We start from the raw sequence: 24,537 nt of genomic DNA on the forward strand, positions 1-24,537 counted from the left end.
CTTGCCAGCCACCAACCGATGAGTGGCGCAATGCCGTAGGCTTCGTGAAGGAACGGGATGCCATATTGGACTGCAACGAACAGGGCAATCGCTCCTCCTAAGAAGTACCAAAGTGATTCAATGATGACAGATGCTCGATTTATTGTGTGATCCTTTCTGCGTCAATATTCAGGCGGCTGCCAATGACGCATAACACTCGCTTCACGCAATTGGCGGCATAACGGCGAGCGTTAGCGGCGGGTTGCCACGAGAATCAACCACCGAAACGGAAAAATGTTTTCGAGCAGAAAATGCCCTTAAACGGAACGTGGCAAGCCGTCCGCTGCACGCTGTGTTGGGCGCTTTCTGCTGAAAAATGCCACGAAACCAAACTCTCTTCTTGCCAGAGAGACCATCAGGGGTTACACATTCGACACGAATATCCACACCCCCCTTCCGCCCGCCTCGCCTTGAACCGGAGCGGAAAGGACGATTTCAAGTTTTCTTTGGCGGCAAATTCTGCTATCAATTTTATTTTGTCATGAAGATGGAAAATTTAATAACCACCCCGCAAGCGAAGTGGTTATTAAATGGAACTTCCGCGCCGCGATGCCATCCCTGCCCTGGCTAAAAAAGCATTAAGCCTTATGACCGGGTCGCCACGGCTCGTCCACGTGCGTGAGCCAGACCAGCTCGGGGTCAAGCGCGAGCACCCGCAGCTGTCCTTCGGTGTGCGGCTCGTCGAGCTCGCCAAACCAAACCGCCACATCGCCGCCGACGACGATCGGACGCCCGCCAGTCTCGATGACGACCATCTGCATGCCGTCTGTGTGGCCCGGTGCCGGGACGAGCCGGAGCCCGGGAAGCAGTTCGAACTCGCCGTCGACCGGCACGTATTGCACGCCGGGCGCATCGACCCACTCGCGAATAGTGTAGTCGTCCTTGCTGTGAGCGTCGTCGAGCTCCCGACGCTGGACGTAGATCGGCTTGCCTGCAAAGAGGTGGTTGCCACCACAGTGGTCGAAGTGCAGGTGTGTGTTGACGACGATGTCAATGCCGGCGAGGTCGAAGTCCTGCTTGTTCAGTGGGAGGAGACGGGGATCCATATCAGCCGCCGCCGGGTGCAGTTCCGTTATGCCGGTGTCGACCAGCACACGCGCATCGGGATGGTTGATGACGTGCACGTAGACCGGCATCCGCTCGCCCTCCGCGAGCAGGTCGGCAACGCGGATTGGCGTGATGGTGATTTCCTTTTTCATGGTAATTCTCCTTCACGAGATTATAGAACATGCGTTCTATTGTGTCAATATAGAAATAAACTAAATTCCAAACCTGTCGAAGCCGCCTAACCATGTTTTAACCAGACGAATTTCCATCGTCGTGTCCCACAAGGGGATCTCATCCCTGTTCCCCTTCTTTATGGAGAGAAGAATTTTTTTTCATTGCGGCTCTTTGGGCGGCAGGCTTTTCCCTGGCTGTCAAAACACAAGGCAATCTCTTCGCAATCGCAATCCAAGCCCGCTTCAATCAGAAACTTAAGGGCAGCCGTGCGTTGGATAATCGCCTCCAATTCGGGGAGCTTTCGTTTGGCGACCACCTGCCAGCGGAGTGATGGTTCGGAGTCTTTCGGGAATCCATCCAACAGGATACGAATCTCCTTGAGTGTGAATCCAATCTTCCGCGCGGTATGAATCACTTTTAGTCTTTCAAGAACAGACGGATCATATTTCCGCCAGCCGCTTTCGCGTGGGGGCTTTGGGAGCAGGCCGATGCTTTCGTAGTAACGGATGGCCGAGGTATTAATCCCCAGGCTGCGAGCCAGTTCACCGATATTCAACGAGTTCATAAAAACCGCCTTTCTGCCTCTTGACTTAAAGTCCACTTGAAATTTTACACTGAGGGCATAAATCAGGCAATCGGTGTCTGAATCAACCCAAGAAGGAGTGTGTAAAATGATCGACTATAAGAGTGAAGTGATCGTCAACAAGCCGGTGAAGGATGTCTTTGCGCTGATCAAAAACGTCAGCCGCTTCGATGACTGGACAGATATGACCGGCACCCGTCTCGTTTCAGGCGACAAGCTGCAAGCTGGTTCCCAAATCGAGACCACCATCAAGTTCGGGCCAGTCAACCAGAACATGACCTTTGAGGTGGTCGGCTACGAGGAAAATCGCAGAATGGCATTCAAGGCGGTCTCCAAAGGCGCAGTGGCCTGGGATGCGGAGTATCTTTTTATCGCCGAGAATGACTCCGCTACCAAAGTTATTTCCTCCGGTCAGCTTCGGCTGAGCGGCTTGTTGAAGCTATCTGAACCGCTGCTCTCAGGAGAGGTCAAGAGTGGTGAGGCGAAAGAGTTGGTCAAGTACAAAGAATTGGTTGAAATGGCTTGACCGTATGCCTCCGCTCAATTAAGAAATAAACCGCGGGCTTATCACCTGCGGTTTATATTTAGTACACCGAACCAGGAATCCTTTTGGGCCTTCGTTACTGACCATCCATAGACCATATTGACAAATCGGATGAAAAGTATATACTTTGCTTTATTAGAACACTCGTGCTAGAAAAGAGGAGTAAGTGACGACATGAATGCAAATGCCTTTCGCCATTTCTACGATTATCACTTCACTGAAAACCGCAAGATATGGGATAGTTATGTCACTCCACTATCCCATGAACAGTTCACGCAAAATGTGGACTACTCGCATGGCTCCGTTCGGGACCAAATCGTTCACCTTATGGAGGCGGAAGACATGTGGTTCAGCGAACTGCGAGGCACCGAACCTACAGAACCGCTTCCTCCTGCCAGCCTGGATGATCGGAATACCATCCGTGCGTATTGGGACGGCGTTGAGAAAAACATCCGCGATTATCTTGCAAAATTGCGGGACGATATGTTGTTCGATAAGCCGATAGTGGAACCAGACGACGACAAAGACCTCATCGTGTGGCAGGTGCTTCTCCATGTAATTAATCATGCTACAGATCATCGCGCACAGCTTCTTAGAGTATTACATGATCTGGGAGCCCAGACAGAATATCAAGATTACATTTTCTACGTTTATGGCCACCCCGTAGAGCCCTAAGAAAGATTCTGGAAACGCTCTAGTACCTTGATAGACTGTAAGGACACAGCGAGTACCTGAATGATTTTGACGATAGTTCGTCACGCTGTGTCCCTACTTTTCAGACACTCTGTAAAGGAGTTATAGATGAAGAAATCTGAATTTCTGAATTGGCTGCGGGAAGAGTATCAGCAATGGGAAGCATTTCTCGATCAGATTGGCCCAGCGCGTATGGATCAACCTGGCGTGGCTGGCTCCTGGTCAATCAAAGATATCGTCGCTCATCTGACAGGCTGGAATCGCAGTCTCGTCGCACGTTTACAGGCTGCACAACGCAGCGAACCCGAACCACCTCCACCCTGGCCAGCGTACCTGCAAACTGAGGATGAAATCAATGCGTGGATCTATGAGTCCAATCAGGGACGTTCGATGCGCGAAATCCTGGATGAAATGCACCAAGTATTTCAGCAGTTGCTCGCTGTCATTGAAGACTTACCCGATGATGTTCGCATCGACCATATCGAACCAAAGTTCCACCTTGTATGGGTGGGCGATCAACGCTTCCCCATTGGTGAATTCTTTGACCACTTCCATGATGACCATGAACCAGGTATCCGCGCCTGGCTCGCGCGTGTGGAAAAACAATAGATCATTATGCTGACCATCGATATCGAAATAGCACGGCGCTTCATCCTCGGCAAGCAGGGACTGTGGCCCGGGCGGCGTTGGCGCGGCGTCAGAGGCACGGAGCAAGCCATGCGCGCGATGGAGTACCTGCAGTTGGACCCGTTGCAAATCATTGCACGCAGCCATGATATAAAACTGTACGGTCGCGTGCTTGATTACACGCCGGGCATGTGGGAGAACGCGACTTACAAAAAGCGCAAGTTCTTCGACTGGGGCGGCTGGCTGGCCGTCCGTCCAATGAATGAACTGCCGCATTGGCGTGTCGTGATGCATCGTGAACGCGATGGCGACTCGTGGGCTCGCAGAATGGTCCGCGACCACGGCGATGCCATCGTCGAAATGCGAGCCATTTTGAAAGAACGCGGTGTCGTGAGCAACCGAGACTTCGAGATGGCGAAACGCACGCGAACACAAAGCTATCGTGGCCGCAAAGACAGCGCGCTGGCTCTGTACTATTTGTGGCGCACCGGCGAAGTGATGACACATCACCGTGAACGCTTCGAGCGCGTCTATGCACTTACGGAAACCGTCGCGCCAGCAGATTTCCTTCGCGAAAGCAGTGAGGCCGAGACGGACCGCTTCCTGATCAAAAAGGAGGTCAGCTTCTCCGGCTTGGGACGGTTGAACCGCGTCGCTGATTCATTCTTGCGCGGCGTGCCCTTTGACAAAGTTCCACGGATACGCGAGTCAATGCTGGCTGACGGTGAAATCATCGAAGTGCAGGTCGAAGGCTGGAAAACAGTGCACTATGCGCTGAGCAGCGACGCCCGGGTACTGCGCGATTTGATCGCAGGGCGCATTCCAAAAGCCTGGGCGCCGTTGGAGACGACAACAACTGAAGAGGTTGTTTTCCTTGCACCGCTTGATCAAGTCAGCGCGCGTGGGCGGGCTAAAGTTTTATTCGGTTTCGACTACGTCTGGGAAGTATACAAACCTGAGCACCAGCGCAAGTTCGGCTACTACACCCTGCCTATTTTGTGGGGCGATCAGCTCGTTGCACGCTTTGATAGCAAACTTGACCGGGCGACAAACACCTTTATCATCCTGGGCTTGTGGTTGGAGAACAAGGCTCTCGGCAAAGACGAGGCATTTGCTGAAGCATTGGCTCGCGGGTTTGCGCGGTTCGTCACGTTTCTTGGCGCAAGCAAGATGGATGCAAAGGCGATTCGCGAGCCGCTGTTACGCCGACGTATAAACAGCTTTATCCCTTAGAGTTTGCGTACATGAGATGAGTCATTGTTTATCTTAAACCGCCACCAATTCTGTGGTCGTATCTCGTGATGGGCTGCGCGACATATCCTCCACATACCCAATCGAACCGCGCGTGTTGTACTTCTCTTTATAGGCAGCGCTAACCGCATCTTTTAGTTTCTCGCTCTTGACCTGCAACGCGCGGACTTTGATCCCGCGTTTGCGTTTTGCCACGAAGATTTCTCCATATGGGTCTTCGATGAAGGTCCGCCACCAACTGCGCGGTTTCATGCTCCACGAACGGACGAAGACTCGTCCATCGACAACTACTGCCCAAATGCCAATGACGCGATGAGCCAGGCCTGTGCCGGCGCGAATGCCGAGAATCCGCTCCTTGTGGATTCTTGCGAGGGCATCCTCTGAGAAATGCTTTTTCGTTTTCATGCTTGTGACATTATCTCCACTAAATCAGATTCACAGGCTCATGCTTGCAGTTTTTATAATAAGTATTCCTGGATGTTTCCTATTCAGGGGAACGGCTGAGCGCAATTTGAACGGTCGTGATGCCATTTTCGGCTGTAATCATTACCCACATCGTTTGGTCATCTTTCGTAAACCCCAGCAAGGCGGAGGTATCCGTAATGCTCGGTTCGCCAACCACCTCCCAGCCCAGATTTGGCATCTCTTCTTGATAGAACGTCCCGGCATCCTGAATGCTGGAGGAAGTTTCATACGTTAACAATCCCAAGCTGCTCACAACATTGGAAGCATCCGGCAATTGCGGCGCGTCAACCATACCGGGCGGGCAATCTGCAGGTAATTTAATTTCAACAGCTCCGTTAACGTCCGTCAACTCGTACTCAAAGCTGAGCGTACCCTCGATGCCTTCGCCAAAATAGTCTGCCTTTCCCCTGGTCGTCAGCACATACTTGACAATATAGCCTCCCTCGGAGGCGACCCACATCTCCCCTGTGGATTCGGTCAGGTCACCTTGACCAAGCGCGTGCTGATCGAAAGTGTAATGATTCGTAGTGATATCGTTGATCGTTTCACTGCCCGCCTCGTCCGCGCCAACGACATAATTCAGGAAACTTGCTGGTTCCATACGATCACCGAGCGAGTTCCCAGTTTCGATCGGAGTTGCAATGCAGGGATTTTCGTCGATGCGCTCGTAGGCCGTCTCATTTGCTTCTGCCATGAAAACGGGATCGAGATCAGTAAGATCACCAGATTTCTCGATGGTCAACTGGCGGGCTGGCGGGTCCTTTTGCATCAACATCAAGTAGGTCTCTGACCATTTTTCAGATTGCCCGTTACGTGTTCCGTCAAAGGATAGAGTTAACCTGGCTATATAACTCGAAAGGTCTGATAGCCCAACTTTCGCGTCCGGTAAATTGAATGGCCCGGAACCATAGACCACATCACTTTGAATGGTCATATTTTCCGGCGGCGAGTCTGCGGGCGTTTCGCCTTGCGATTCTGCCGGCGTTCCGCCAGTCGAAGCATTGCAGGCCGAAGAAATTAACAACGCAGTGATCAGCAGAATCGCCAGTTGCTTGTTAAACGGGAGGTGTGTCATTTGACTTTTCCTTCTCTAAGAATCCGCGGGCGTGCGGCCAATGGAACGTCAAGTTCAACGGCTGAAATTCTCATTTGCCATCGATTGGCACCACGTTAACAATGGCGGTACCTGTTAGCGACACTGCGCCCAATTTCATGGCAACTGGTTGAGACACAGTGCCCCCGGTGGTTGGGACCACGACAGTAATAGGAGGTGGATTAAGCTGGAGCGGCGCGGTCGCTGCGCCACCAGGGCCGCCGCAGTTCCACTGAACTGCGCTGAACAGCATAGCCGTACCGAAGGTCACCCGCAGAGTCAATGTGCCACCATCTTCGCTAAGACTTCCTTCAAAATTGGCGGCGGAATTCGAGACTGTTTGAGTTGTGTTGAAACACACAGTGGCATTGTGAGGATTCCATTTCACCTCGGCATCGCCTGTCAACGCGGCCTGGCTATCGCCACCTATTTCACCTGTCAGTGTGTAGACCATGGTTTCGGAGATGTTTGGGATGGACCCGGCCGATATCGAGGTTATGTTGACCTTGAATCTGCAGTTTACGACTTTAAGAGACTGTTGCAATGGCGGGAAAATGACCTCTTGCCCGGTCCATTGTATCTTCCCGGTAAAGCTGAGGGTGGCAGAGCCCGGTGCTTCGGTTTTGAGTATGAAGTTAGCGCCCCTTCCAATACGGCCATCAAGAGCCGTCGCATTAACGACTTCAGGGTGGAGCGAGACCACGCTGGGGTCGCTTGAGGTAGCCTTTACGTATATTTCTGACGGGCCAAGCCCGCCTTCGAGATTGACTTTATTACCATTCAAATCGGCAACCCGGTCGACCCTGGCCAAGAACTGTACATCATACACAGAATGGGCACAGGCGGGGCTTGGGATCGGAGATGTTGAGATATCAAAGCTGTCTATCGTTTCATTCGTGGCAGGCGCAGCCTGAACGAATGTGGTTTGACCCAGGTCGCCAGTGTAGAGCGCGAGCGTGATCAGCAGAATTGCCAGTTGCTGGTTAAACGCGGAACGTGACATTTGACTCTCCTTCTCCAAAAACCTGGGCGTGTATGAGCACTAAGACATCGAAATCAACGTCCCAGATTCTCAATTGCCCTCGATTGGTACTACGGTGATAATGGCTGTACCCGTTAACACCATTTCACCGGGAAGTGAAATGGGTTGTGATCGGCTACCTCCGGTTATTGGCACCGTGAAGGTTAGTGGTGGTGCCTGGAACTGGTGTTGTTCGTTAACTGTTTTGCGCGCGCCGCAAGTGGTGGTACCTGTACTGAAGACCATGACCGGATCGTAGGTCACCTGCACAGTCAACGCGCTTCCATCCTCGTTCAGACTGCCTTCCATTGTCGCTTTTGCCGGAGGACTGGTAGTGACAATGTTCAGACATGGAGTGGCTTGTTGCTCCTTCCAGCTTACATCGGCGTCGCCTGCCAGAGCCCCATCCGCCTCCCCGCTCAGTTCGCCTGTTAAAGTTGACACGAGTGTGATAGCGACACTTGGAGCAAATCCCGATGATATCGAAGTTACAGAGACCTTAAATCTGCAGTTCACGACTTTAATAGACTGCTGGAGTGGTGGGAAAACCACCCGCAGCCCGGTCCACTCGGCGACCCCGCGGAGCGTAAGGGTGGCTGAACCGGGTGCTTGGGCATTGAGGTTAAAACTGGCACTCGACACTGCGATAAAGCCGTCGAGGCCGGTCGCAGTAGCCGTTTCAGGGTTGATCTCGGCAACGCTGGGGTCACTTGAAGTGGCCTTTACTGAAACGTTTGCCGGACCAAACCCTCCTTGGAGATTTACATTCTGACCGCTCAACTCTACGGCGCGCTGGACCCGGGCGAAGAAGTCTAAGTCATAGTGGGAATGGGCACAGGCCGGGCTTGGAATGGGAGACATCGATATTTCCCAGTTGTCGATGGTTGGATTGGCGGGCTGCGCAGCCTGCACGAATGTGGTTGGGCCCAGGCTGCCAATGTGGAGCGCGAGCGCAAGCATTACTACGATCTTATACCCATGTCTGGCTTTATTGTTGGCTGGGGAAGGAATCTGGCGGAAAGAGCGAGAAACTCTAAACATGGACTCGTACCTCCAATCACAACTCTAAGACGGCGTAAATTTTCTCAGGCAACGATCCTATCTTGTCTAACTCGGTTTGACAAATTATATGAGATACAAGGGCGCGATTCAATAACAAATTAGTCCTACTGAACAACGACCTCTTCATTTTTTACGCGATTATGTGCACCAAAACAAAACCCGCAGGGATGAGCCTGCGGGTTAGATCATATGGATTGGTGCGCACTGGCTTACTGGATGCCTCTTATTCCTGAGCCTTCTCCAGCAGGATGGTGATCGTCGTCACACCCGCGTCAGTTGTGACGATAACTGTCAGAATCTCATCGCCCTGCGTAAATTTCATCAGCGCGTTCGTTTCAGTGATGGCGGGCTCACTGATCAACACCCAACCTAAGCCTGGAATCTCCTCCTGATAAAATGCGGCAGCGTCTGCGGGACTGGATGCCGTATCATACGAAAATAGGCTCGGGATGTTTAGGACGTTGGTTGCATCCGACAGCAACGGAACATTCACGAGTCCGGCCGGACAGTCGTCGGGTAGTGTGATTGCGACCGGTTGGTTGATGTCGGACAATTCATAATCCAGGCTGAGCGTGCCTTCAATGCCTTCACCAAAGTAATCTGCATAGCCTTTTGTGGTGAGAAAATACTTAACGATGTAACCTCCATCAGAGGCGATCCACATCTCGCCCGTGGATTCGGTGATATCTTGTTGACCCAATGCGCGCTGATCGAAAGCGTATTTATCAGAAGCTACATCGTTGACCGTTTCACTGCCCACCTCTTCCGCACCGATCACGCCGCTCAGGAATCCCGCTGGTTCAAGCCGGTCGCGAAGTGAATTCCCTTCTTCGATTGCGATTGCGGTACACGCATCCTCCCCGCGGCGCTCATAGGTTGCCCCATTTGATTCAGTCATGAATACGGGATCGAGATTCGACAGATCTCCCGTTTTCTCGATGGTTAACTGAAGAACCACGGGTTCTGTCGCGCTGGACAGAACGTAGGTCTTCGACCATTTCTGTGCACTCCCGTCGCGAGTTCCATCAAAAGACATGATCAGTGTGGCCTTATAGCTGGGTAGTTTCGCAAGACCTGCTTTTGTGTCTGGAAAATTGAAAGAGCCGGGGCCGAAGTCTACATCCACTTCGGCTGACACAGCGCCGGATTCTTGTGTCGCGAGAGCGGTTGACGGAACGCTTGTTGGCGTTGGTTTAAGACAGGCGAATGAAATCAATGTGAGCATGATCATGAACAGGATCATCGTCACGTGTTTGGAATGATATGTTTTCATAAGTTTAGTTCTCCACTGGGGTTACGATGATGGTAACAGGACTCGGTATGTTTCCTGTTGGGCTTTGTAGCACCAGGGGCGTACGGTAGGTGCCTCCGGCGCTGGGGAAGGTCAATATAAGCGTTTCTGGCGTCATTGCATTCGTGGTGTTGATGTCCTGTAGACTACATGCACCTACCTCAGTCAGAGCGGCTGAGTCGAAGACCAGCTTCAGGATAAGCTGCTCACCGCTTTCGCTTGGACTGCCTCTTAGTGTGACCAGGCTTGGTGGAACGGTGTCAGTGTGTACACATTCAGGAGGGAGAATAATGGCGGGAACCCAAACCATTTCAGTCGAACCAAAGTAACCACCTTCTGAATCTGCCGTCAGTATCGCCTTCGTGATTATTGCACCCAGATCGATGCTGCCCCCTGTGCCTTGAACGATAGTCCAATGAGCGTACATATAGACTTCATATTTGCAGTTTATGACCTTGACCGACAAAGGGTAAGTGACGTATTCACCAAAGGCCAATCCCTCAAAATGCAGTGTTGTCTTGCCGGCCTTTTTTGCTTTGAATGTAAAGGTAGCTGAGTGGGGCGATGGTTCTGCATTAGGATTAACAAGATCACTAAGGTCGTCCGTATTTCCTGTGGTGCGCCTCGTACTACCGATGAAGTCGCCAACGGTCCTATCTACCGAGAACACCTCAACCTGCATTCCGGAAAACGCGTATCGACGCAGATCAATTCCGGATATCGTGGTGGGCGGAGCATAGACACGCGCTTCGTAACTTACTTTTTCCCCAACACAGACTGTAGTTTTAGGATTGACTATATCCAGATAAATTCTAACGGGCAAACGAGCCGGCGCAGCCTGAGCCGGCAGTCTTTGGCCTGCGCTCCCGATAACGAGCGCCAGCACCAGCGCAATGAAGAATATCCGCCAGCGGGGTGTCGTATTCCTTGCATGTGTGGATAATAAGTGTGTCGTTTGTTTTTTCATTTGGTGTCCTCCACCGGAATCACGTAGACGTTAGCCGAGCCGAATGCAGTGCCTGGCGCTCCGGGTCCTTCCATCTGTTGGTCCACGACCCCTATCCCGCTCGTAGGCAGGATGACTCTTAGCGGCGACGCGGTGAGTGTGGCGTTACCACCTCCACTCCCTATTCCTGGGCAGGATACGATATCGGCAAATTCTACTGGGTCGTAGTTCAGTTGCAACAAAAGTTGGCCGCTATCGTTCAGATTGCCTCGCATATCGACCTTTCCAATCCCAAGCGAGTTCTTTGCGCCGCAATTTGGTACATCGGACGTGGACAGCCAGACCACGGGAGCCTTGCCCGTGAAGATATAGCCTGTCGGATCGGCTGTCAGCCGCCCATCAATAATCACACCCAGGAATTCAATAGATCCATAATCACCACTCCAGGACATTTTAGAGGTGGTGATGACCTTATACTTGCAGTTTATGACTTTCACTGACACCGGAAAATCGACGTATTGACCATGGGCCAAGCCCTCAAAATAGAGAGTTGTTTTGCCGGCCTTCTTTGCTTTGAATGTAAAGGTGGCTGAGTGCGGCGGTGGTTCCGCATTAGGATTAACCAGGTCAACAATCTCATCAGTACTTCCTGTGTTGCGGGTCACAAATCCTTTTTTGGCACCGATGAAGTCACCCACGGTTTGATCTACCGAGGTCGCCTCGACCTTAATTCCTGGCAGCGCAGATCGATCAGGCAGGTCTTTATCGGTCCAGCCAGGAGGTGCAGAAGTAAATTGGCTGTAGACCTTTACGATGTAACTTACCGACTCGCCAACACAGAGTGTATTCTTAGGATTGACCACATCCATGTAAAGCCTGACATTCGCGCGAGTCGGGGCGGCCTGAGCCAGCGGTGTTTGACCTACGCTTCCTAAGGCGAGCACGAGCAATAGCGCAATGAAAACAATGCGCCAGCGTGGATTCTGATTCCCAGCATTCGTTGATAGTCCCCTTGAGTTGTGAAAATTTCTAAACATGGCACGTACCTCAATCTTTCACATATTAAGGTTAGTCACCCCCGTCATTGCACATCGGCATCATATTCATAGAGTAGATACGCGCCTATTGTGGAGAATACATATGCCCCCAATCATAATCCGCAGTAATTCCGCCCTCATAGTAGTCGAGGATGAACTGTACATCTCCCTTGTTGATAATTACACAGACCTCGTCCGGGTCTGAGCAGGGATAATGGTAGGTTACCTGACCTATATGCGAAACCGTCCAACCACTTGCCGGCGCCAGGTTCTCATAAAACTCCAGAAACTCGTCATTGCTCACGGAGGCATCAAAAAAATAACTATCAACATCGATCTCCGCAAAACGACGCATACCCGTCAGGCTGCTACCCGCAGGAAGGGGCGGGTCGAAGCCCAGCAGGGTTTGTTCCGGTTCCAGGTATTCGGGAGGTACGGAGATTTCCGTCAACTGGTTGATTGAAGACAATTCCTGCGTGAACTCACTGACCCCAGGAAAAATATCTGGGCCATAAAAGCACACATTTCCGGTCAACTTGACATGGAAATATAGCGGGTAGTTGCCGTCTTGCGCCAGGTAAAGATCGCCTACCGCTGTGTCGATTTTGTAGGCGCCACTAGGATCCGATGCTTCTCTGAGATTTGTTTGATCAAAGGTGAAATGATTGGCTGGAATGCCCTGGAAATCCTCCTGGCCGATGAATTGGGCGCTCAATACGCCAACACCATTTATGCGGCCCTCGCGCATATCTATCTTCGATTGCAGAAAATAATCGATTTCGTCTTCTGGCTGAGATTCAAGACGAATCGACCAGTCCACGCTCCCATTCGTCTCGTAGTACCGACCGCCGACGAAATACTTTTGATGCACAGCAAACTCATCACCAACAACAAGAAATTTCGTCACCTCATACCCGCTGAATGGCTCCTTGATATATCCAATGGTGACCGTCCCATCAATCTCACTAGCATATCCGCAGCCGGTCGCCTTCTCAGTTCTAGTCAGGATGAAGCTGTCCAGCACACGGTTGTCTCCCAGTGCCTCAGGGTTGAAGACCGGTGGATACACGGTTGCGGTGGGTATATCAGTTGGGGGCAACGTGGCGGTGCCTAACTCTGCCAAAGATGAAATAGGAGTTCCTGAATCAGCCGCAGCTGGGTCAGCAGATATTGGTGGACTCACCAAAATACAGCCTAGAATGAATAAGCTCAGCGCAATAAAGAAAATCTTTGTGGTTTGAAGTTTTGTTTTCATGACAGTGCCCTCCTTTTCGGGACACCGAAATAGCACATTGTAGAACCCAGCCGGCGTGGTGTTGGGTTCTAAACCTAAGCCGCCCCCTTTGGTTGTGAGGATTTTTAGATATTGGTGAACTCACAATCGGTCTCATGTGGAGAACTAATGGCCCCCGTGATAAATACGATAACTGGCATCAAATTTGTACAAATTGATGCCTTAGCAATTATAGCACTCTATACTTGATCGGGCAGAATTGCTTCCAGTATTTGGGCCGCTGAAAATACGCTGCATAACGGGAAAACCGCAGGTGATATGCCTGCGATTCGATAAATCTATTTTAGCGTCTGCCTCCCAGGAATCCAAATCCGCCAAACAATACCACGGATCCAAGGAGGAAACCCACGTTGTACCAGGGTCCGTTGTTGTGCACCTCATACATCTGTATCGCTGGGTTGAAAAATGATACGAACAGGGTGATGAGTGCCACGAGCCCATGCCAGAGTCCGGTGCCGAAGCCGGGTACTTTCCCATTCTCAGCCGGCGTATCAAGCTGCGGGTTGGGCCCGGGCAGTGTAAATTGTATTTCGGTACGAAGCTCATCGATTTTCACTGTCGAGTTAGGGGCACAAGCCGTCAGCGTAATAAGCAATACGGCAATCAAAAAGAATGCGGGTAATTTTTTCACTTTTCTACCTCTTATTTTATTAGATGAGATTTGCTTCCATTCTATTCAAATCATACATTAAGCCTAAATTCGTCGCATCCACCTGTTGGGGAGGGTTTGTCTCCACCACTTGGGGGAGAAAGGTCAATTAAGTAGAATCATTTGTCGGCTGGGCGTGAGGCGTTCTTTTCCGTGTCGCTCTCCCGAAGGACGTCGGAACGATGTGAGGGAGCGTTCTTCGCGACTGAAGAGTCTTGTACACTCAGGACAAGAGATTCTTCGCTATCGCTCAGGGAGACGCTTACAAGCCTACATCCCAAAACTGACTTGCTGCGGGTTGACCAATAGCATCGGCACGTGGATGGTGGGCATGTGCGTCTGGAAGGGGTTGCTGATATCCGCATCGTAAACCGAGAACCAGGTCATGTGCGAGAGCTCGATCATCGTGGCGAAGTCTGCATGGGTAGACATGCGTACCTTGCCCTTGAGCATATAAGCTCCCAGGATCATATCCACATCCATCAGAACGCGGTCTGGTGTGGCGGGGTCGTAATCCAGCGGTTCGGTTTGCGAGAATGCGAGATGGTATCCGATGATACGGTTGATCGGAAAAAAGTATTCGTTATAGGTCAGCGTTTTATAGGATGAGCCACCGAATAGAAGCATCTCGGCATTTAACAGGTGGAGGTAGGCAGGCAGGTCCTGCATCCGCAGCCAGATGCCCACACGTACTTCTTTTTTGGTAATAAGATCACCATGAATGAGTTTGTTGGGAGAATACACAACAACAGTAGTCGCTTTTTCATCAGGGGCAAGTTGATACATAATTATTTCTCCTTTCTTTCTAGGGGCTGAAAAAATTACAATCCCAATATAGGAGTCTGCGCAGGTAGGTACAAGTTGTGTTTTCCTGTTCGACGACTCGAAAGGTCAGCCAGTATGCCTCAACAGCTAGTGGATGTGTGGGATCGAACACTCGATAGAAATAAGGCTGACTGGTCAATGTGACGGGGAGCGCAGGCAGGTAGGTTGGAACAAGATCATTTAACGCCGTGGGGTAAAAACCCCGATCAAGATAATATCTTTCTATAGCCTGGACAATTTGATTCCCAATTGCGATTCCGTTTATGATCTCTTGACTCGTTGGCGTGCTGGTTGCAGTGCTGGAAGCAGTTTGAGTTGGAGAAGGTGTAACTGTGAAGGTGGAAGTTGGAGTAATCGTTCGCGTGGGAGTTGAAATTGGTCTCGGTGTTAAAGTGGGAGTATTGGTAAGCAAAGGTGTTGAAGTACTGTACGGAACGAGGGTGGCAAGTGTGGTCGGCGTGACACTTTCTGTTACTAAGTTATTTGGGGTCGGAGTATCAGCAGCGAAAAAATCGGCAAAGGCCCCCGTTCGGTAGGCAAAGATCAGAAAGACGAGCGCCACTAATAGAGGCACAAGCAGCAGAATTTCAAAGAACTTTTTCATAAAAAAATTATACATTGTGCTTCAAGCTTAAGTGAGTGAGACATAAGTCCTCATCGCACCCTTTATAAACAAAAAATCGCAGATACTTTATCTGCGATTAATATTTTTTCATATGTTACAGTCCCTCACCCCCGCTTTTCCTGCTCCTCCATATCCAGCAACAGCAAATCCAATGCGCCGACGGAGACTTGCAACTCGCGCAGGGAAATGCCGAGGGATATGATCATCAGGACCAGGGCAATCGCGAAGCTCCACTGTCCGCCTAAAACCCAGCCTGCGAAAAGTGCGAACATGCTGACCACGCAGAAGAGCAGGCTCAACACACCGTATATCTGCATATTGCGGATGAGATGAACGCGATAACGTAAGTTTGCGATTTGGCGGATAAAAGTCTCTTCACGATCCTTGCTGTATCTGTCACGCAGGTTGCGAATGATAGTAGCGAGAGTCAAAAAGCGATTGGTATAAGCCAGGAGCAATAATGAAACGGTGGGAAATAATAAGGCAGGGGTTGTAAGTGTGATTTCCATTAGGCCAACCCAAAACTCACTTCACTGGGGTTCACCAATAGCATCGGCACTTGTACATTGAACTGTGGAAGATAAGGGTTGCTGATCGCCGCATCATAGATCGACATCCACGCCGTGCGCGAAACATCCAGGTTGGTCGCCACATCGGTTTGAGTTGAAATACGCAGTTTCGCCTTCAACAAAAATGTGCCGATCACCAAATCCACTGGCTGCATCATTCGGTTTTGTTCTGCGGCTTCGTAATCCAACGGGTCTTGCGCAGGCGGCGCAAGATGAAAAGCCAGCAATTTCGCTGTGGGCACAAAAATCTCTGAATAGGCAAGTGGTTTGGGAGTCGCGCCGCCGAATAAAATGATCTGCGGTTTTATAATATGAACATAATTCGGAACACCCTGTGTGCGAAGCCAGATACTCACACGCAAACTTTCCTTCACTACAACTTCCCCACGCACCAGCATATTGGGCGTGTACGCCATCACCATGGCGGCTTTCTCATCGGGTGCAAGTGGCTTCATTGATTTCTCCTTTTTGGAATGCGCAAATTATACAACATCCTTCCATGAGCTTGGAGTATAAATTTTGACTTGCAAAGTCAATCGAAAAAATTACTGATTTATGACACAAGCGGTATACTTCTTAACCATATGATAGACACACCCAATAACAAACGCTGGATCGTCCCGCCTCTGATCACACCCGAAGCCGATTCTGCACTATCGGCCTTTCCTCCCGTTTTGCGTCAGATCCTCTTCAACCGTGGTTACGCCACCGATGCCGAGGCGCGCGCCTATCTCAATGCCAAACCCAACTTCAATAATGATCCCTTTCAAATGACGGGCATGCGTGAGGCAGTGGATCGGATTCAATTCGCGATTAAGAATCATGAGCCCATCGCCATCTATGGTGATTATGATGTGGATGGAGTCACAGCCACAGCTTTGATGGTTGAAGCCTTGAGACTCCTTGATGCTGATGTACGTGGTTATATCCCCAACAGATTTGAAGAGGGCTATGGATTAAATAACAACGCATTGGATGAACTTAAAGCCGATGGCGTAAAACTGGTCATCACAGTCGATTGCGGCATCCGCTCGCCCAACGAAGCGCTTCATGCGCGGACCATTGGCCTGGACCTGATTATCAGCGACCATCACCACCCTGACGGTGAAAACCTGCCCCCCGCCTTCGCGGTCATCAATCCAAAACAACATGGCGATGTGTATCCAGATAAAGATTTAGCTGGTGTGGGTATTGCGTACAAAATTGCGGAAGCATTATTCAGCCTTCAGCCTTCAGCCTTCAGCCTTGATTCGTTACTTGACCTCGTTGCATTAGGCACCGTTGCAGACCTCGCCCCTCTTGTCGGCGAGAATCGAATATTGGTGCGGAGAGGTCTCAAGCAAATGCAGCAGACCACGCGTCAGGGATTATTCTCTCTCGCGGCTGTCTCTGACCTCGCGTTGGCAAAGGTCAATGCAGGGCATATCGGCTTCACACTTGGTCCACGCTTGAATGCGGCTGGCAGATTAAAAGAAGCGCTCGCTGCATTCGAATTATTAACGACAACTGATGTCTTTCGCGCTGGCGAACTTGCACAAGTGCTGGATATGCAAAACCGTGAACGTCAACGCATTACACGAGATATGCAAAAACGCGCCGAAGAAATGGCGATCAGTGAAGACCCCGATGCATATCTATTGTTTGCCGCGCATGAAGAATTTAATCCAGGTGTAGTTGGGCTGGCAGCTTCACGCTTAACCGAAACATATTACCGCCCTGCTATTGTCGCATCCAAAGGCACGGAGGAAACACGCGGCTCCTGCCGCTCCATTCCAGAATTCCACATCACTGATGCGCTTGATCAATGCGCAGACTTGCTCGTCCGCCACGGAGGTCATGCCGCGGCGGCAGGGTTTACGGTGAAGAACGAATATCTGTCAGAGTTGGTTACGCGGCTAAAAGCCATAGCGATGGAAAAACTATCGAATGAAGACCTCAGGCCCACAGTCGCAGCGGATGCGGAAGTCTCTCTGGTGGATATGCGTCCTGACTTATATGAAAAGTGTCTGCGTTATCTTGAGCCAACAGGTTATGGAAATCGTGACGCGGCTTTTGTGGCACGCAATGTCAAAGTCAAAAACTCGCGCACAGTTGGCGCGGATGGGAAGCATTTGAAGTTGGGTCTTGAGGATGAAAAAAAATTCTCGCACGATGCCATCGGTTTCAGGCTCGGCGACTGGCACAAAAACATGCCTGCCCGCGTGGATATTTTATTCACCTATGAAATAAATGAATTCAATGGGCGTGTTGGTTATCAATTGAATTTGAAGGATATAAAGCAATCGTAGGTCACGCTTGTAGCGTGACAAAATAAGATTTGATGAAGAGCGTCACGTTGAAAACGTGACCTACTTAGCCTTCAATTCATCTTCACGTTCAGGGATGGTAAAGCGGGTAATGGTGGTGTAATCCACAAAGGCGGGAAGAATTTTATTCATGAATGCAGTCACACTCCACAACCACGGAATGATCCACATGCGGCGCGGATGGCGCACAAGTTTCACAACGGCTTTGCCAACCTGTTCCGCAGTAAGCAGCATGAACTTTGGCGTTGCGGCATTGGTCTTACGCTTGATACCAGCGTGTTGTGTAAACTCGGTCACAACGCCGCCGGGATAAATGAGTGAAACATCAATGCCCCAAGGTTTAACTTCACGGCGCAAGGCTTCGGAGAATCCGTGCACTGCATGTTTGGAAGCAGCATAGATCGTATAAGTCGGCGTGCCAACCAGGCCCGCCATCGAGCACATGTTGATGATACTGCCCAAGCGCTGCTTGATCATCACTGGCAAAACTTGCCGTGTGGTTTGAATGACACCCATAACATTCACGTCAATTTGTGCCTGAATATCTTTGACGGGGTCAAGGTTCTCCAGCCAATCCAGACGACCAAAGCCTGCATTGTTAACCAGCACATCGATGCGCCCAAATTTTTCGAGAGTCTGCATCACCAATGCTTGAATGTCCTCAAGCTTGGAGAGATCGGCTTGAACAACTAGAGTCTCCGCTCCCGTGCTCATCCCATTGATCTCCTGCGCCAGGGACTGCAATTTGTCCACGCGGCGGGCGGCCAGCACCACCTTGGCACCTTCGCGGCCAAATTCGCGGGCGGAGGCTTCACCAATTCCCGATGAAGCGCCAGTAACGATCACCACTTTACCTTTAATGTCCATTGGATTCTCCTTTATTACGTCATTGCGAGGGCGCTCTTGTACTTTGCCCGAAGCAATCTCTTGTCAACAAGGGGATTGCTTCGTGGGGAAGAGCACCCTCCTCGCAATGACATTCCATCACAACCCCCAGCGGGGTTGGTAATCACAATAATCGTTATTTGTTAAACGCCGCACATCAGTGCCATCAATTCTCATGATGTAAATTTCACAACCATGATCGTCACCGTATTTATCAAAATAGGAGGTGAAGGTCACCCATTGTCCATCCGGTGAAAAGGATGGGCCTTGTGAATTTCCACCGGTTGGTGAAAGCATGTGCGGATTCGAACCGTCGGCATTCATAATATAGATATCCCGATTCCATGGCTGGCCTGAATATGTCACAATAAATTGACCATTAGGCGACCAGTCATTTCGTCCGCGGATGGCAGGCAGATTGCTGACCTTCTTCAGATCACTTCCATCCATGCGGATGGTAAACAGTTGAACCGAGCCTTGCATATCAGAAGCGAACAAAATGGTATTTCCATCAGGCGACCAGGTCGGGTCCCAACCTGAGGCGTTTGGAATTTGATGTTGATTCTTTCCATCTCGATCCATCAACCAGATTTGATTTAAAGTAGTGACCGAAAGTTTGAAAGCAATCAATCTGCCATCTGCTGAAATCTCAGGGCCATTAGCCTGTCAGTCAATTGAGTGACATTGCCTGATGCAATATCCATTTCATAAATTTCATAAATGCCCGCTTCACGAAACGAGGCATAGATCACACTTTTTCCATCGGGTGAAATGGATGGATAATAATGCTGTCTTGTATCATCCGTTGTCAGGCGGCGAAAACCTGAACCATCGGCGTTGATGACGCAGATCTGATTCTTCGCTGTGATTCTAAACACCTGACAGGTAAAAGCGATTTGACCAAACGGTTCGCCCCCAGCGGAAACTGGCAGGTCGACTTGAGCAGTAGAATCAACTGACAGCGGGGTGGAGGCCGCTAGCGTGGCAAGCAGGTTCGAGTCGGGGGGTGAGGCGGAGGGGATATTGCAGGCAAGGATGAAGACTAAAGCAGTTAATAAAATCAATCCATATCTTTTTGTCTTCTTAAAAAGATTCAAGATAGAACTCCTCACCGGTAAGTATCTTGGCGCCGACGCTATTACATTGCGGGCAGGCTGTCTCTTTTTGTTTGGGGTGATATTTTAGAAAACAAACCATGCATTGCTGTTCAGCAGGGATGATGCGGATGTTCAATCTTAATTGTGCAAGCGGTGTTTGTGAAACAAGCCCATGCCATTGTTCACGAAGCTGGTCTTCGTTGACCTCCGTCAATTCACCAACTGCGATCTGAACTGAATCTTTGTGCGATGGCTGTTGAAGAAGATATTGAACGATGGATGATAAATGTTCGTTTTTGTGCATAACAATAAAACGCCTCAGGCCGGTCTATAAGCCGCATTCTGTCCAGCGGATCGCTCCGCTTGTGCAGTCATCTCTCTGGGCGACGTGTCGCCACATCGCTCGGTGCAGCCTACCCGGGACTGGCCTTTCCCACAAGAGGGAAAGGCACATGCGAAGACGAGCCGTCTCCCATCGTCCACAGACGATTTCGTCCCTGCTTGGCCTTGCTCCCGGCGGGGGTTACCTGGCCGCACACATTACTGCGCGCGCCGGTGGTCTCTTACACCACCTTTTCACCATCACTCCCTCGCCCCAACCCCTCTCCCAATGGGAGAGGGGCACAGGGGTGAGGGGCTGTTTTTTTCTGTGGCCCTTTTCCGGCAGGTTCACGCCATATGGCGTTTTTCCCATCACTAGGTGATGGGACTTCCCCGCCCCGGGTGCTATCCGACGCCGTGCTCTATGGAGTGCGGACTTTCCTCGATCCCGACAACGCAGGACCGCGACTGCCCAACCAGCCTGAGGTAAATGTATGATACACGCAAGGGATGAGCCAGTCAACGCCCGAAAGGTGGACATTTCGAGAAAAGACATTAAAATAGAGAGGCATTTGAACCTCAGGCAATAAAAGGAATAACTTTGAGCAACTGGCCCGGAAAATTTGTGATCGGTCTCACCGGCAACATCGCAACAGGAAAAAGCGTGGTGCGCCGTATGTTGGAACACTTAGGCGCCTATACCATCGATGCGGATGCGCTTACTCACCGCACATATGCCAAAGGTGCGCCGGGCTATCAACAAGTGATCGATAAATTCGGGAAGTGGCTGGTCAACAAAGACGGAGAGATCGACCGCAAGAAACTTGGTAATCTTGTCTTCAGCGATCCCGATGCGATGAAGGAATTGGAAATCATCGTCCACCCATTGGTGCGTCAGGCGGTTGAAATATTAATTAAGCGCGCCTCCCAGCCCGTGGTGGTGATCGAGGCCATCAAACTTCTTGAGGGGGAACTGCGAAAAGTATGCGATTCCATTTGGGTTACAAATGCCCCGGAAGATGTGCAAGTGGAACGGTTGATACGCAAGCGTGGCATGAATCGCGAGCAGGCAACGGAGCGCATCCACATGCAGTCAGCTCAGAGCGCCAAAGTTGCAGTTGCGAACATCGTCATTACGAACACTGGTTCTTATGACGAGTTGTGGAAGCAAGTCAGCGAGGCTTGGAAAGAGATCGTCCCCTTTGCAAGCAGCGCGCTTACAGACTCTGTTGTGATAAAAAAATCCACCACTGGTGAATTTGCTGTAAAGCGTGGAAAGCCCAAACACTCCATGGCCATTGCAGAGTTGATCACACGTCTCAGCAAAGGTAAACGCAATGTAACCGCAAGTGATGTGATGGAAGACTTTGGCGATAAGGCCTACATGCTGCTTGAACAGGATGGCAAGTTCATTGGGTTGGCAGGCTGGCAGGTGGAAAACCTGGTGGCACGCACAACCGATATCTTCCTCGAAGAGAATGTGAATTTGCAAAAGGCGCTTGAGACTTTGATCAAGGAAGTTGAAAACGCATCCAGTGAATTACAAAGCGAAGCATCGCTGATCTTTGCCATGAATGAACTTTCAGCGCAGGAAGCCCTCTGGAAAAACTTAGGTTACGAACGACGCACCCCGGAAACCCTCGGCGTGCAAGCCTGGCAGGACGCCGCAACCGAATCCATTCCAGCAGGCAGCGCTTTGTTCTTTAAACAATTACGCCAGGACCGTGTCTTGCGTCCGATCTAGGGGTTGGAGGTCGGTATCTCGTAGTATTTGCTGTTTGTGCATAAATCGCAGAATTTTCCAAAAGAAATTACGAGCAAAAATATAATTGCGGCTTAGTGATTTATGCGGCACTCCGTAGGGTTTACCGTCTCTCGACCATCTCTATTCAATTACAGTGACTGAATTTCTGAACAACCTCTTCTTTATATTTCAAAGGATCAGCTGGCTGAGCGTTCTTGATATTATGCTCGTCACGCTGATTTTCTTTGGCTTGCTATATTCCCTACGCGATACCCAGGCCATGGCATTGCTGCGCGGAATGATCCTGCTCGTTGTGGCACTCATCCTTTTAACCAGCCTGGTAGACCTCCCTGCCTTTTCATGGTTTGCACAAAACTCATTACCGGCCTTATTGCTTGCCTTACCGGTGATATTTGCCCCGGAGATTCGACGGACGCTGGAAAGGCTCGGGCGGGCCGGGACGATTTGGCCTGCTTCTGCTAAATCAGCAGACGTGGCCCTTGAGCAGAACATTCATTCCGTGGTGACGGCTACGGCCAGGTTATCCGCCCGCCAGCACGGGGCACTGATTGTTTTGCAAAGGCTGGATAATCTCGATGACCTGGCTCAAACCGGCGTGCAAATGAATGCACGTGTGACGCCTGAATTACTATTACAGATCTTTTACCCCAATACCCCGCTGCATGACGGCGGTGTGATCATCGTCAACTCGCAAATCATCGCCGCAGCTTGTGTGCTGCCTCTTTCAGCCAGCGGAATTTTGAACCGCACGCCGGAAAGGCAAATGGGGCTGCGTCATCGTGCCGCATTGGGAGTATCCGAAACCAGTGATGCCATTGCTGTTGTGGTCTCGGAAGAGACTGGCGCTATTTCGATTGCACACGCAGGCAGAATGCTTCGCAGACTTGACCCTGAACGACTGGAAAATATTTTGATCGCTTTCTTCCGCCCGAACGGCAGGGAATATATCCCAAATTTGTTCGAGAAAATTTTACCCGGCTTCTTCCGCCGCAAAGAAGATAAATAATGCTTCGCTGGATCTCTCGCAATTACCGTACTTTCCTGTGGGCCTTCGCGTTGGCGATGGCTGTTTGGATTTCCGCAGTCACCTCCGCCGACCCTGACGAAACGCGCACGCTTCCATCGCCCGTGTCGGTGCAGATCATCGGCCAATCTCCCAATCTCGTTTTAAATAGCGAGATCCCAAAGGAAGTGGAATTAACATTGCGCGCGCCGGTCTCTGTTTGGGAATTGATAGAAGCAGACCCGCAGATCGTCCGCGCGATTTTAGATCTCTCAGGGTTGAGTTCCGGTGAGCATGTCATCGATTTGCAGATACAGGTGAATGCGCGGCCGGTACAGATCGTTTCCGTTTCACCGCGTACGATCACACTAACATTAGAGCCGCTCATCACACAGACCTTGAGCGTGGACTTGAGTTTATCTGGCGAGGCCGCTGTGGGTTATCAGGTGGGCGAGGCAAGCCTCGAGCCAGTGGAAGTTGTAGTAGCAGGCGCCCAGTCCCAGGTCCAGAAAGTGACGCGGGCTCGTGTATCTGTCGACTTGAGCGGCATCCGTGAAAATTTCGATCAGTCACTTCCTGTGGAAGTCCTCGATGATAAAGGTCAAAAAGTGGATGGGGTTACTGTTTCTCCTGAAACTATCCATGTACTTATGCCTGTTAGTCAACAGGGCGGGTATCGTGATGTGGCCGTGAAGGTGACAATTATTGGGCGTGTTGCAAGCGGATATCGGCTGACGGACCTGTCTGTGTTCCCGCCAGTTGTGACAGTATTTTCAGCAGACCCATTGCTTGTAAGTGACCTGCCTGGTGTTGTGGAAACTCAACCATTGGATCTGCAAAATGCACAGAACGATATTAATACGCGGCTTTCGATCAACCTGCCGCCTGGCGTTTCGATCATAGGCGAACAAACCGTGTTGATACAGGCTGGGGTCTCACCCATCGAAAGTAGTGTTACACTGGCTGGTGAAAGAATTGAGATCATTGGGCTTGATAATGCCTTAACAGCCCAGGTTTCGCCTACTACAGTTGATATCATCATCTCAGGGCCATTGTCCCTGTTGGACACACTTACCCGTCAGGATGTGCGCGCTACCGTGGATTTGACCGGGCTACCAGTTGGAACTTATCAGATCGTTCCCAAAGTGGAAATTCTGATCGCCAATGTGCTGGTTGAATCGATCCTGCCAAACACAATCGAGGTGGTCATCTCACCGATCGGTGCGCCTGTAATTTCGCCAACACCCACACCATAGTTATCGCTTGTCTCACAAACAAGTAAATTATTCTATGGAAATTGCGAGTACATAATACACCGTTAGTTT

General features: G+C 50.6%; 27 protein-coding genes and 1 other RNA gene. 8 read left to right on the forward strand and 20 right to left on the reverse strand.

Going from position 1 to position 24,537, the window contains the following annotated elements; all coding sequences use genetic code 11:
* Positions 1-617 precede the first annotated feature (617 nt).
* Together AC14M5_RS09830 and AC14M5_RS09835 are read right to left on the reverse strand one after the other, a co-directional pair.
* Positions 618-1,238, reverse strand: coding sequence for an MBL fold metallo-hydrolase (locus tag AC14M5_RS09830; protein WP_484029483.1), 621 nt, complete (start codon positions 1,236-1,238; stop codon positions 618-620).
* A 158-nt stretch (positions 1,239-1,396) separates the two neighbouring features.
* A complete protein-coding gene (locus tag AC14M5_RS09835) occupies positions 1,397-1,825 on the reverse strand; it encodes a MerR family transcriptional regulator (RefSeq protein ID WP_484029484.1) in 429 nt (142 codons plus the stop codon).
* A gap of 106 nt (positions 1,826-1,931) precedes the next feature.
* Between AC14M5_RS09835 and AC14M5_RS09840 the strand changes: the two genes are divergently transcribed.
* From AC14M5_RS09840 to AC14M5_RS09855, 4 genes are all read left to right on the forward strand, one after another.
* Entirely contained in the window at positions 1,932-2,369 is a 438-nt protein-coding gene (locus AC14M5_RS09840) for an SRPBCC family protein (RefSeq protein ID WP_484029485.1), read from the forward strand.
* Positions 2,370-2,561: 192 nt separating this feature from the next.
* Entirely contained in the window at positions 2,562-3,062 is a 501-nt protein-coding gene (locus tag AC14M5_RS09845; RefSeq protein ID WP_484029486.1) for a DinB family protein, read from the forward strand.
* A gap of 126 nt (positions 3,063-3,188) precedes the next feature.
* The gene (locus AC14M5_RS09850; RefSeq protein WP_484029487.1) at positions 3,189-3,689 is read left to right on the forward strand and encodes a ClbS/DfsB family four-helix bundle protein; all 501 of its coding nucleotides are present in this window, start codon (positions 3,189-3,191) and stop codon (positions 3,687-3,689) included.
* A gap of 6 nt (positions 3,690-3,695) precedes the next feature.
* Positions 3,696-4,940: a winged helix-turn-helix domain-containing protein gene (locus tag AC14M5_RS09855; RefSeq protein ID WP_484029488.1), complete on the forward strand. Its 1,245-nt coding sequence runs from the start codon at positions 3,696-3,698 to the stop codon at positions 4,938-4,940.
* 33 nt (positions 4,941-4,973) lie between these two features.
* Here AC14M5_RS09855 and AC14M5_RS09860 read toward each other — a convergent pair whose 3' ends face one another.
* From AC14M5_RS09860 to AC14M5_RS09920, 13 genes are all read right to left on the reverse strand, one after another.
* Positions 4,974-5,363 carry a DUF2255 family protein gene (locus tag AC14M5_RS09860; RefSeq protein ID WP_484029489.1) on the reverse strand — a complete coding sequence of 130 codons (390 nt, stop codon included), beginning with the start codon at positions 5,361-5,363 and terminating at the stop codon, positions 4,974-4,976.
* Positions 5,364-5,442: 79 nt separating this feature from the next.
* Complete coding sequence (locus AC14M5_RS09865) at positions 5,443-6,498, reverse strand: hypothetical protein (RefSeq protein ID WP_484029490.1); 1,056 nt, start codon at positions 6,496-6,498, stop codon at positions 5,443-5,445.
* Positions 6,499-6,568: 70 nt separating this feature from the next.
* The gene (locus AC14M5_RS09870; protein WP_484029491.1) at positions 6,569-7,519 is read right to left on the reverse strand and encodes a hypothetical protein; all 951 of its coding nucleotides are present in this window, start codon (positions 7,517-7,519) and stop codon (positions 6,569-6,571) included.
* A 69-nt stretch (positions 7,520-7,588) separates the two neighbouring features.
* Positions 7,589-8,578, reverse strand: a complete 990-nt coding sequence (locus tag AC14M5_RS09875; protein ID WP_484029492.1) for a hypothetical protein — start codon at positions 8,576-8,578, stop codon at positions 7,589-7,591.
* 244 nt (positions 8,579-8,822) lie between these two features.
* Positions 8,823-9,872 (reverse strand): hypothetical protein, encoded by a 1,050-nt coding sequence (locus tag AC14M5_RS09880; RefSeq protein ID WP_484029493.1) that lies wholly within the window; start codon positions 9,870-9,872, stop codon positions 8,823-8,825.
* Between the two features lie 4 nt (positions 9,873-9,876).
* Entirely contained in the window at positions 9,877-10,857 is a 981-nt protein-coding gene (locus AC14M5_RS09885) for a hypothetical protein (protein ID WP_484029494.1), read from the reverse strand.
* The gene (locus tag AC14M5_RS09890; protein ID WP_484029495.1) at positions 10,854-11,873 is read right to left on the reverse strand and encodes a hypothetical protein; all 1,020 of its coding nucleotides are present in this window, start codon (positions 11,871-11,873) and stop codon (positions 10,854-10,856) included. The genes AC14M5_RS09885 and AC14M5_RS09890 overlap by 4 nt, the downstream gene beginning before the upstream one ends.
* An 85-nt stretch (positions 11,874-11,958) precedes the next feature.
* Positions 11,959-13,128, reverse strand: a complete 1,170-nt coding sequence (locus AC14M5_RS09895; RefSeq protein WP_484029496.1) for a hypothetical protein — start codon at positions 13,126-13,128, stop codon at positions 11,959-11,961.
* A 322-nt stretch (positions 13,129-13,450) separates the two neighbouring features.
* Positions 13,451-13,798, reverse strand: a complete 348-nt coding sequence (locus tag AC14M5_RS09900; protein ID WP_484029497.1) for a hypothetical protein — start codon at positions 13,796-13,798, stop codon at positions 13,451-13,453.
* A 288-nt stretch (positions 13,799-14,086) separates the two neighbouring features.
* A complete protein-coding gene (locus AC14M5_RS09905) occupies positions 14,087-14,602 on the reverse strand; it encodes a hypothetical protein (RefSeq protein ID WP_484029498.1) in 516 nt (171 codons plus the stop codon).
* Between the two features lie 19 nt (positions 14,603-14,621).
* On the reverse strand, positions 14,622-15,245 hold the full coding sequence (locus tag AC14M5_RS09910; protein WP_484029499.1) for a hypothetical protein: 624 nt from the start codon (positions 15,243-15,245) through the stop codon (positions 14,622-14,624).
* Between the two features lie 125 nt (positions 15,246-15,370).
* Complete coding sequence (locus AC14M5_RS09915; protein ID WP_484029500.1) at positions 15,371-15,775, reverse strand: DUF2721 domain-containing protein; 405 nt, start codon at positions 15,773-15,775, stop codon at positions 15,371-15,373.
* The gene (locus AC14M5_RS09920) at positions 15,775-16,290 is read right to left on the reverse strand and encodes a hypothetical protein (protein WP_484029501.1); all 516 of its coding nucleotides are present in this window, start codon (positions 16,288-16,290) and stop codon (positions 15,775-15,777) included. Before AC14M5_RS09920 ends, AC14M5_RS09915 begins: the two co-directional genes overlap by 1 nt.
* A gap of 129 nt (positions 16,291-16,419) precedes the next feature.
* On the opposite strand from AC14M5_RS09920, the gene recJ reads away from it, so the two are divergent.
* Positions 16,420-18,123, forward strand: a complete 1,704-nt coding sequence (gene recJ / locus AC14M5_RS09925) for a single-stranded-DNA-specific exonuclease RecJ (protein ID WP_484029502.1) — start codon at positions 16,420-16,422, stop codon at positions 18,121-18,123.
* 60 nt (positions 18,124-18,183) lie between these two features.
* Here the strand turns inward: recJ and AC14M5_RS09930 are convergent, their stop codons facing one another.
* The 5 genes from AC14M5_RS09930 to rnpB all read right to left on the reverse strand — a co-directional run bounded on the left by AC14M5_RS09930 (position 18,184) and on the right by rnpB (position 20,928).
* Positions 18,184-19,008, reverse strand: a complete 825-nt coding sequence (locus AC14M5_RS09930) for an SDR family NAD(P)-dependent oxidoreductase (protein ID WP_484029503.1) — start codon at positions 19,006-19,008, stop codon at positions 18,184-18,186.
* A 117-nt stretch (positions 19,009-19,125) separates the two neighbouring features.
* Positions 19,126-19,656, reverse strand: a complete 531-nt coding sequence (locus AC14M5_RS09935; RefSeq protein ID WP_484029504.1) for a TolB family protein — start codon at positions 19,654-19,656, stop codon at positions 19,126-19,128.
* On the reverse strand, positions 19,653-20,123 hold the full coding sequence (locus AC14M5_RS09940; protein WP_484029506.1) for a TolB family protein: 471 nt from the start codon (positions 20,121-20,123) through the stop codon (positions 19,653-19,655). The genes AC14M5_RS09935 and AC14M5_RS09940 overlap by 4 nt, the downstream gene beginning before the upstream one ends.
* Positions 20,110-20,427 (reverse strand): hydrogenase/urease maturation nickel metallochaperone HypA, encoded by a 318-nt coding sequence (locus tag AC14M5_RS09945; RefSeq protein WP_484029507.1) that lies wholly within the window; start codon positions 20,425-20,427, stop codon positions 20,110-20,112. Before AC14M5_RS09945 ends, AC14M5_RS09940 begins: the two co-directional genes overlap by 14 nt.
* 11 nt (positions 20,428-20,438) lie before the next feature.
* Positions 20,439-20,928, reverse strand: an RNA gene (gene rnpB / locus AC14M5_RS09950) — RNase P RNA component class A.
* 117 nt (positions 20,929-21,045) lie between these two features.
* Between rnpB and coaE the strand changes: the two genes are divergently transcribed.
* The 3 genes from coaE to AC14M5_RS09965 all read left to right on the forward strand — a co-directional run bounded on the left by coaE (position 21,046) and on the right by AC14M5_RS09965 (position 24,468).
* On the forward strand, positions 21,046-22,188 hold the full coding sequence (coaE, locus tag AC14M5_RS09955; protein WP_484029508.1) for a dephospho-CoA kinase: 1,143 nt from the start codon (positions 21,046-21,048) through the stop codon (positions 22,186-22,188).
* A gap of 154 nt (positions 22,189-22,342) precedes the next feature.
* Positions 22,343-23,215 carry a diadenylate cyclase CdaA gene (cdaA, locus tag AC14M5_RS09960; protein WP_484029509.1) on the forward strand — a complete coding sequence of 291 codons (873 nt, stop codon included), beginning with the start codon at positions 22,343-22,345 and terminating at the stop codon, positions 23,213-23,215.
* Entirely contained in the window at positions 23,215-24,468 is a 1,254-nt protein-coding gene (locus AC14M5_RS09965; RefSeq protein WP_484029510.1) for a CdaR family protein, read from the forward strand. The genes cdaA and AC14M5_RS09965 overlap by 1 nt, the downstream gene beginning before the upstream one ends.
* Positions 24,469-24,537 lie beyond the last annotated feature (69 nt).

The organism is Candidatus Villigracilis sp. (genome assembly GCF_057083605.1).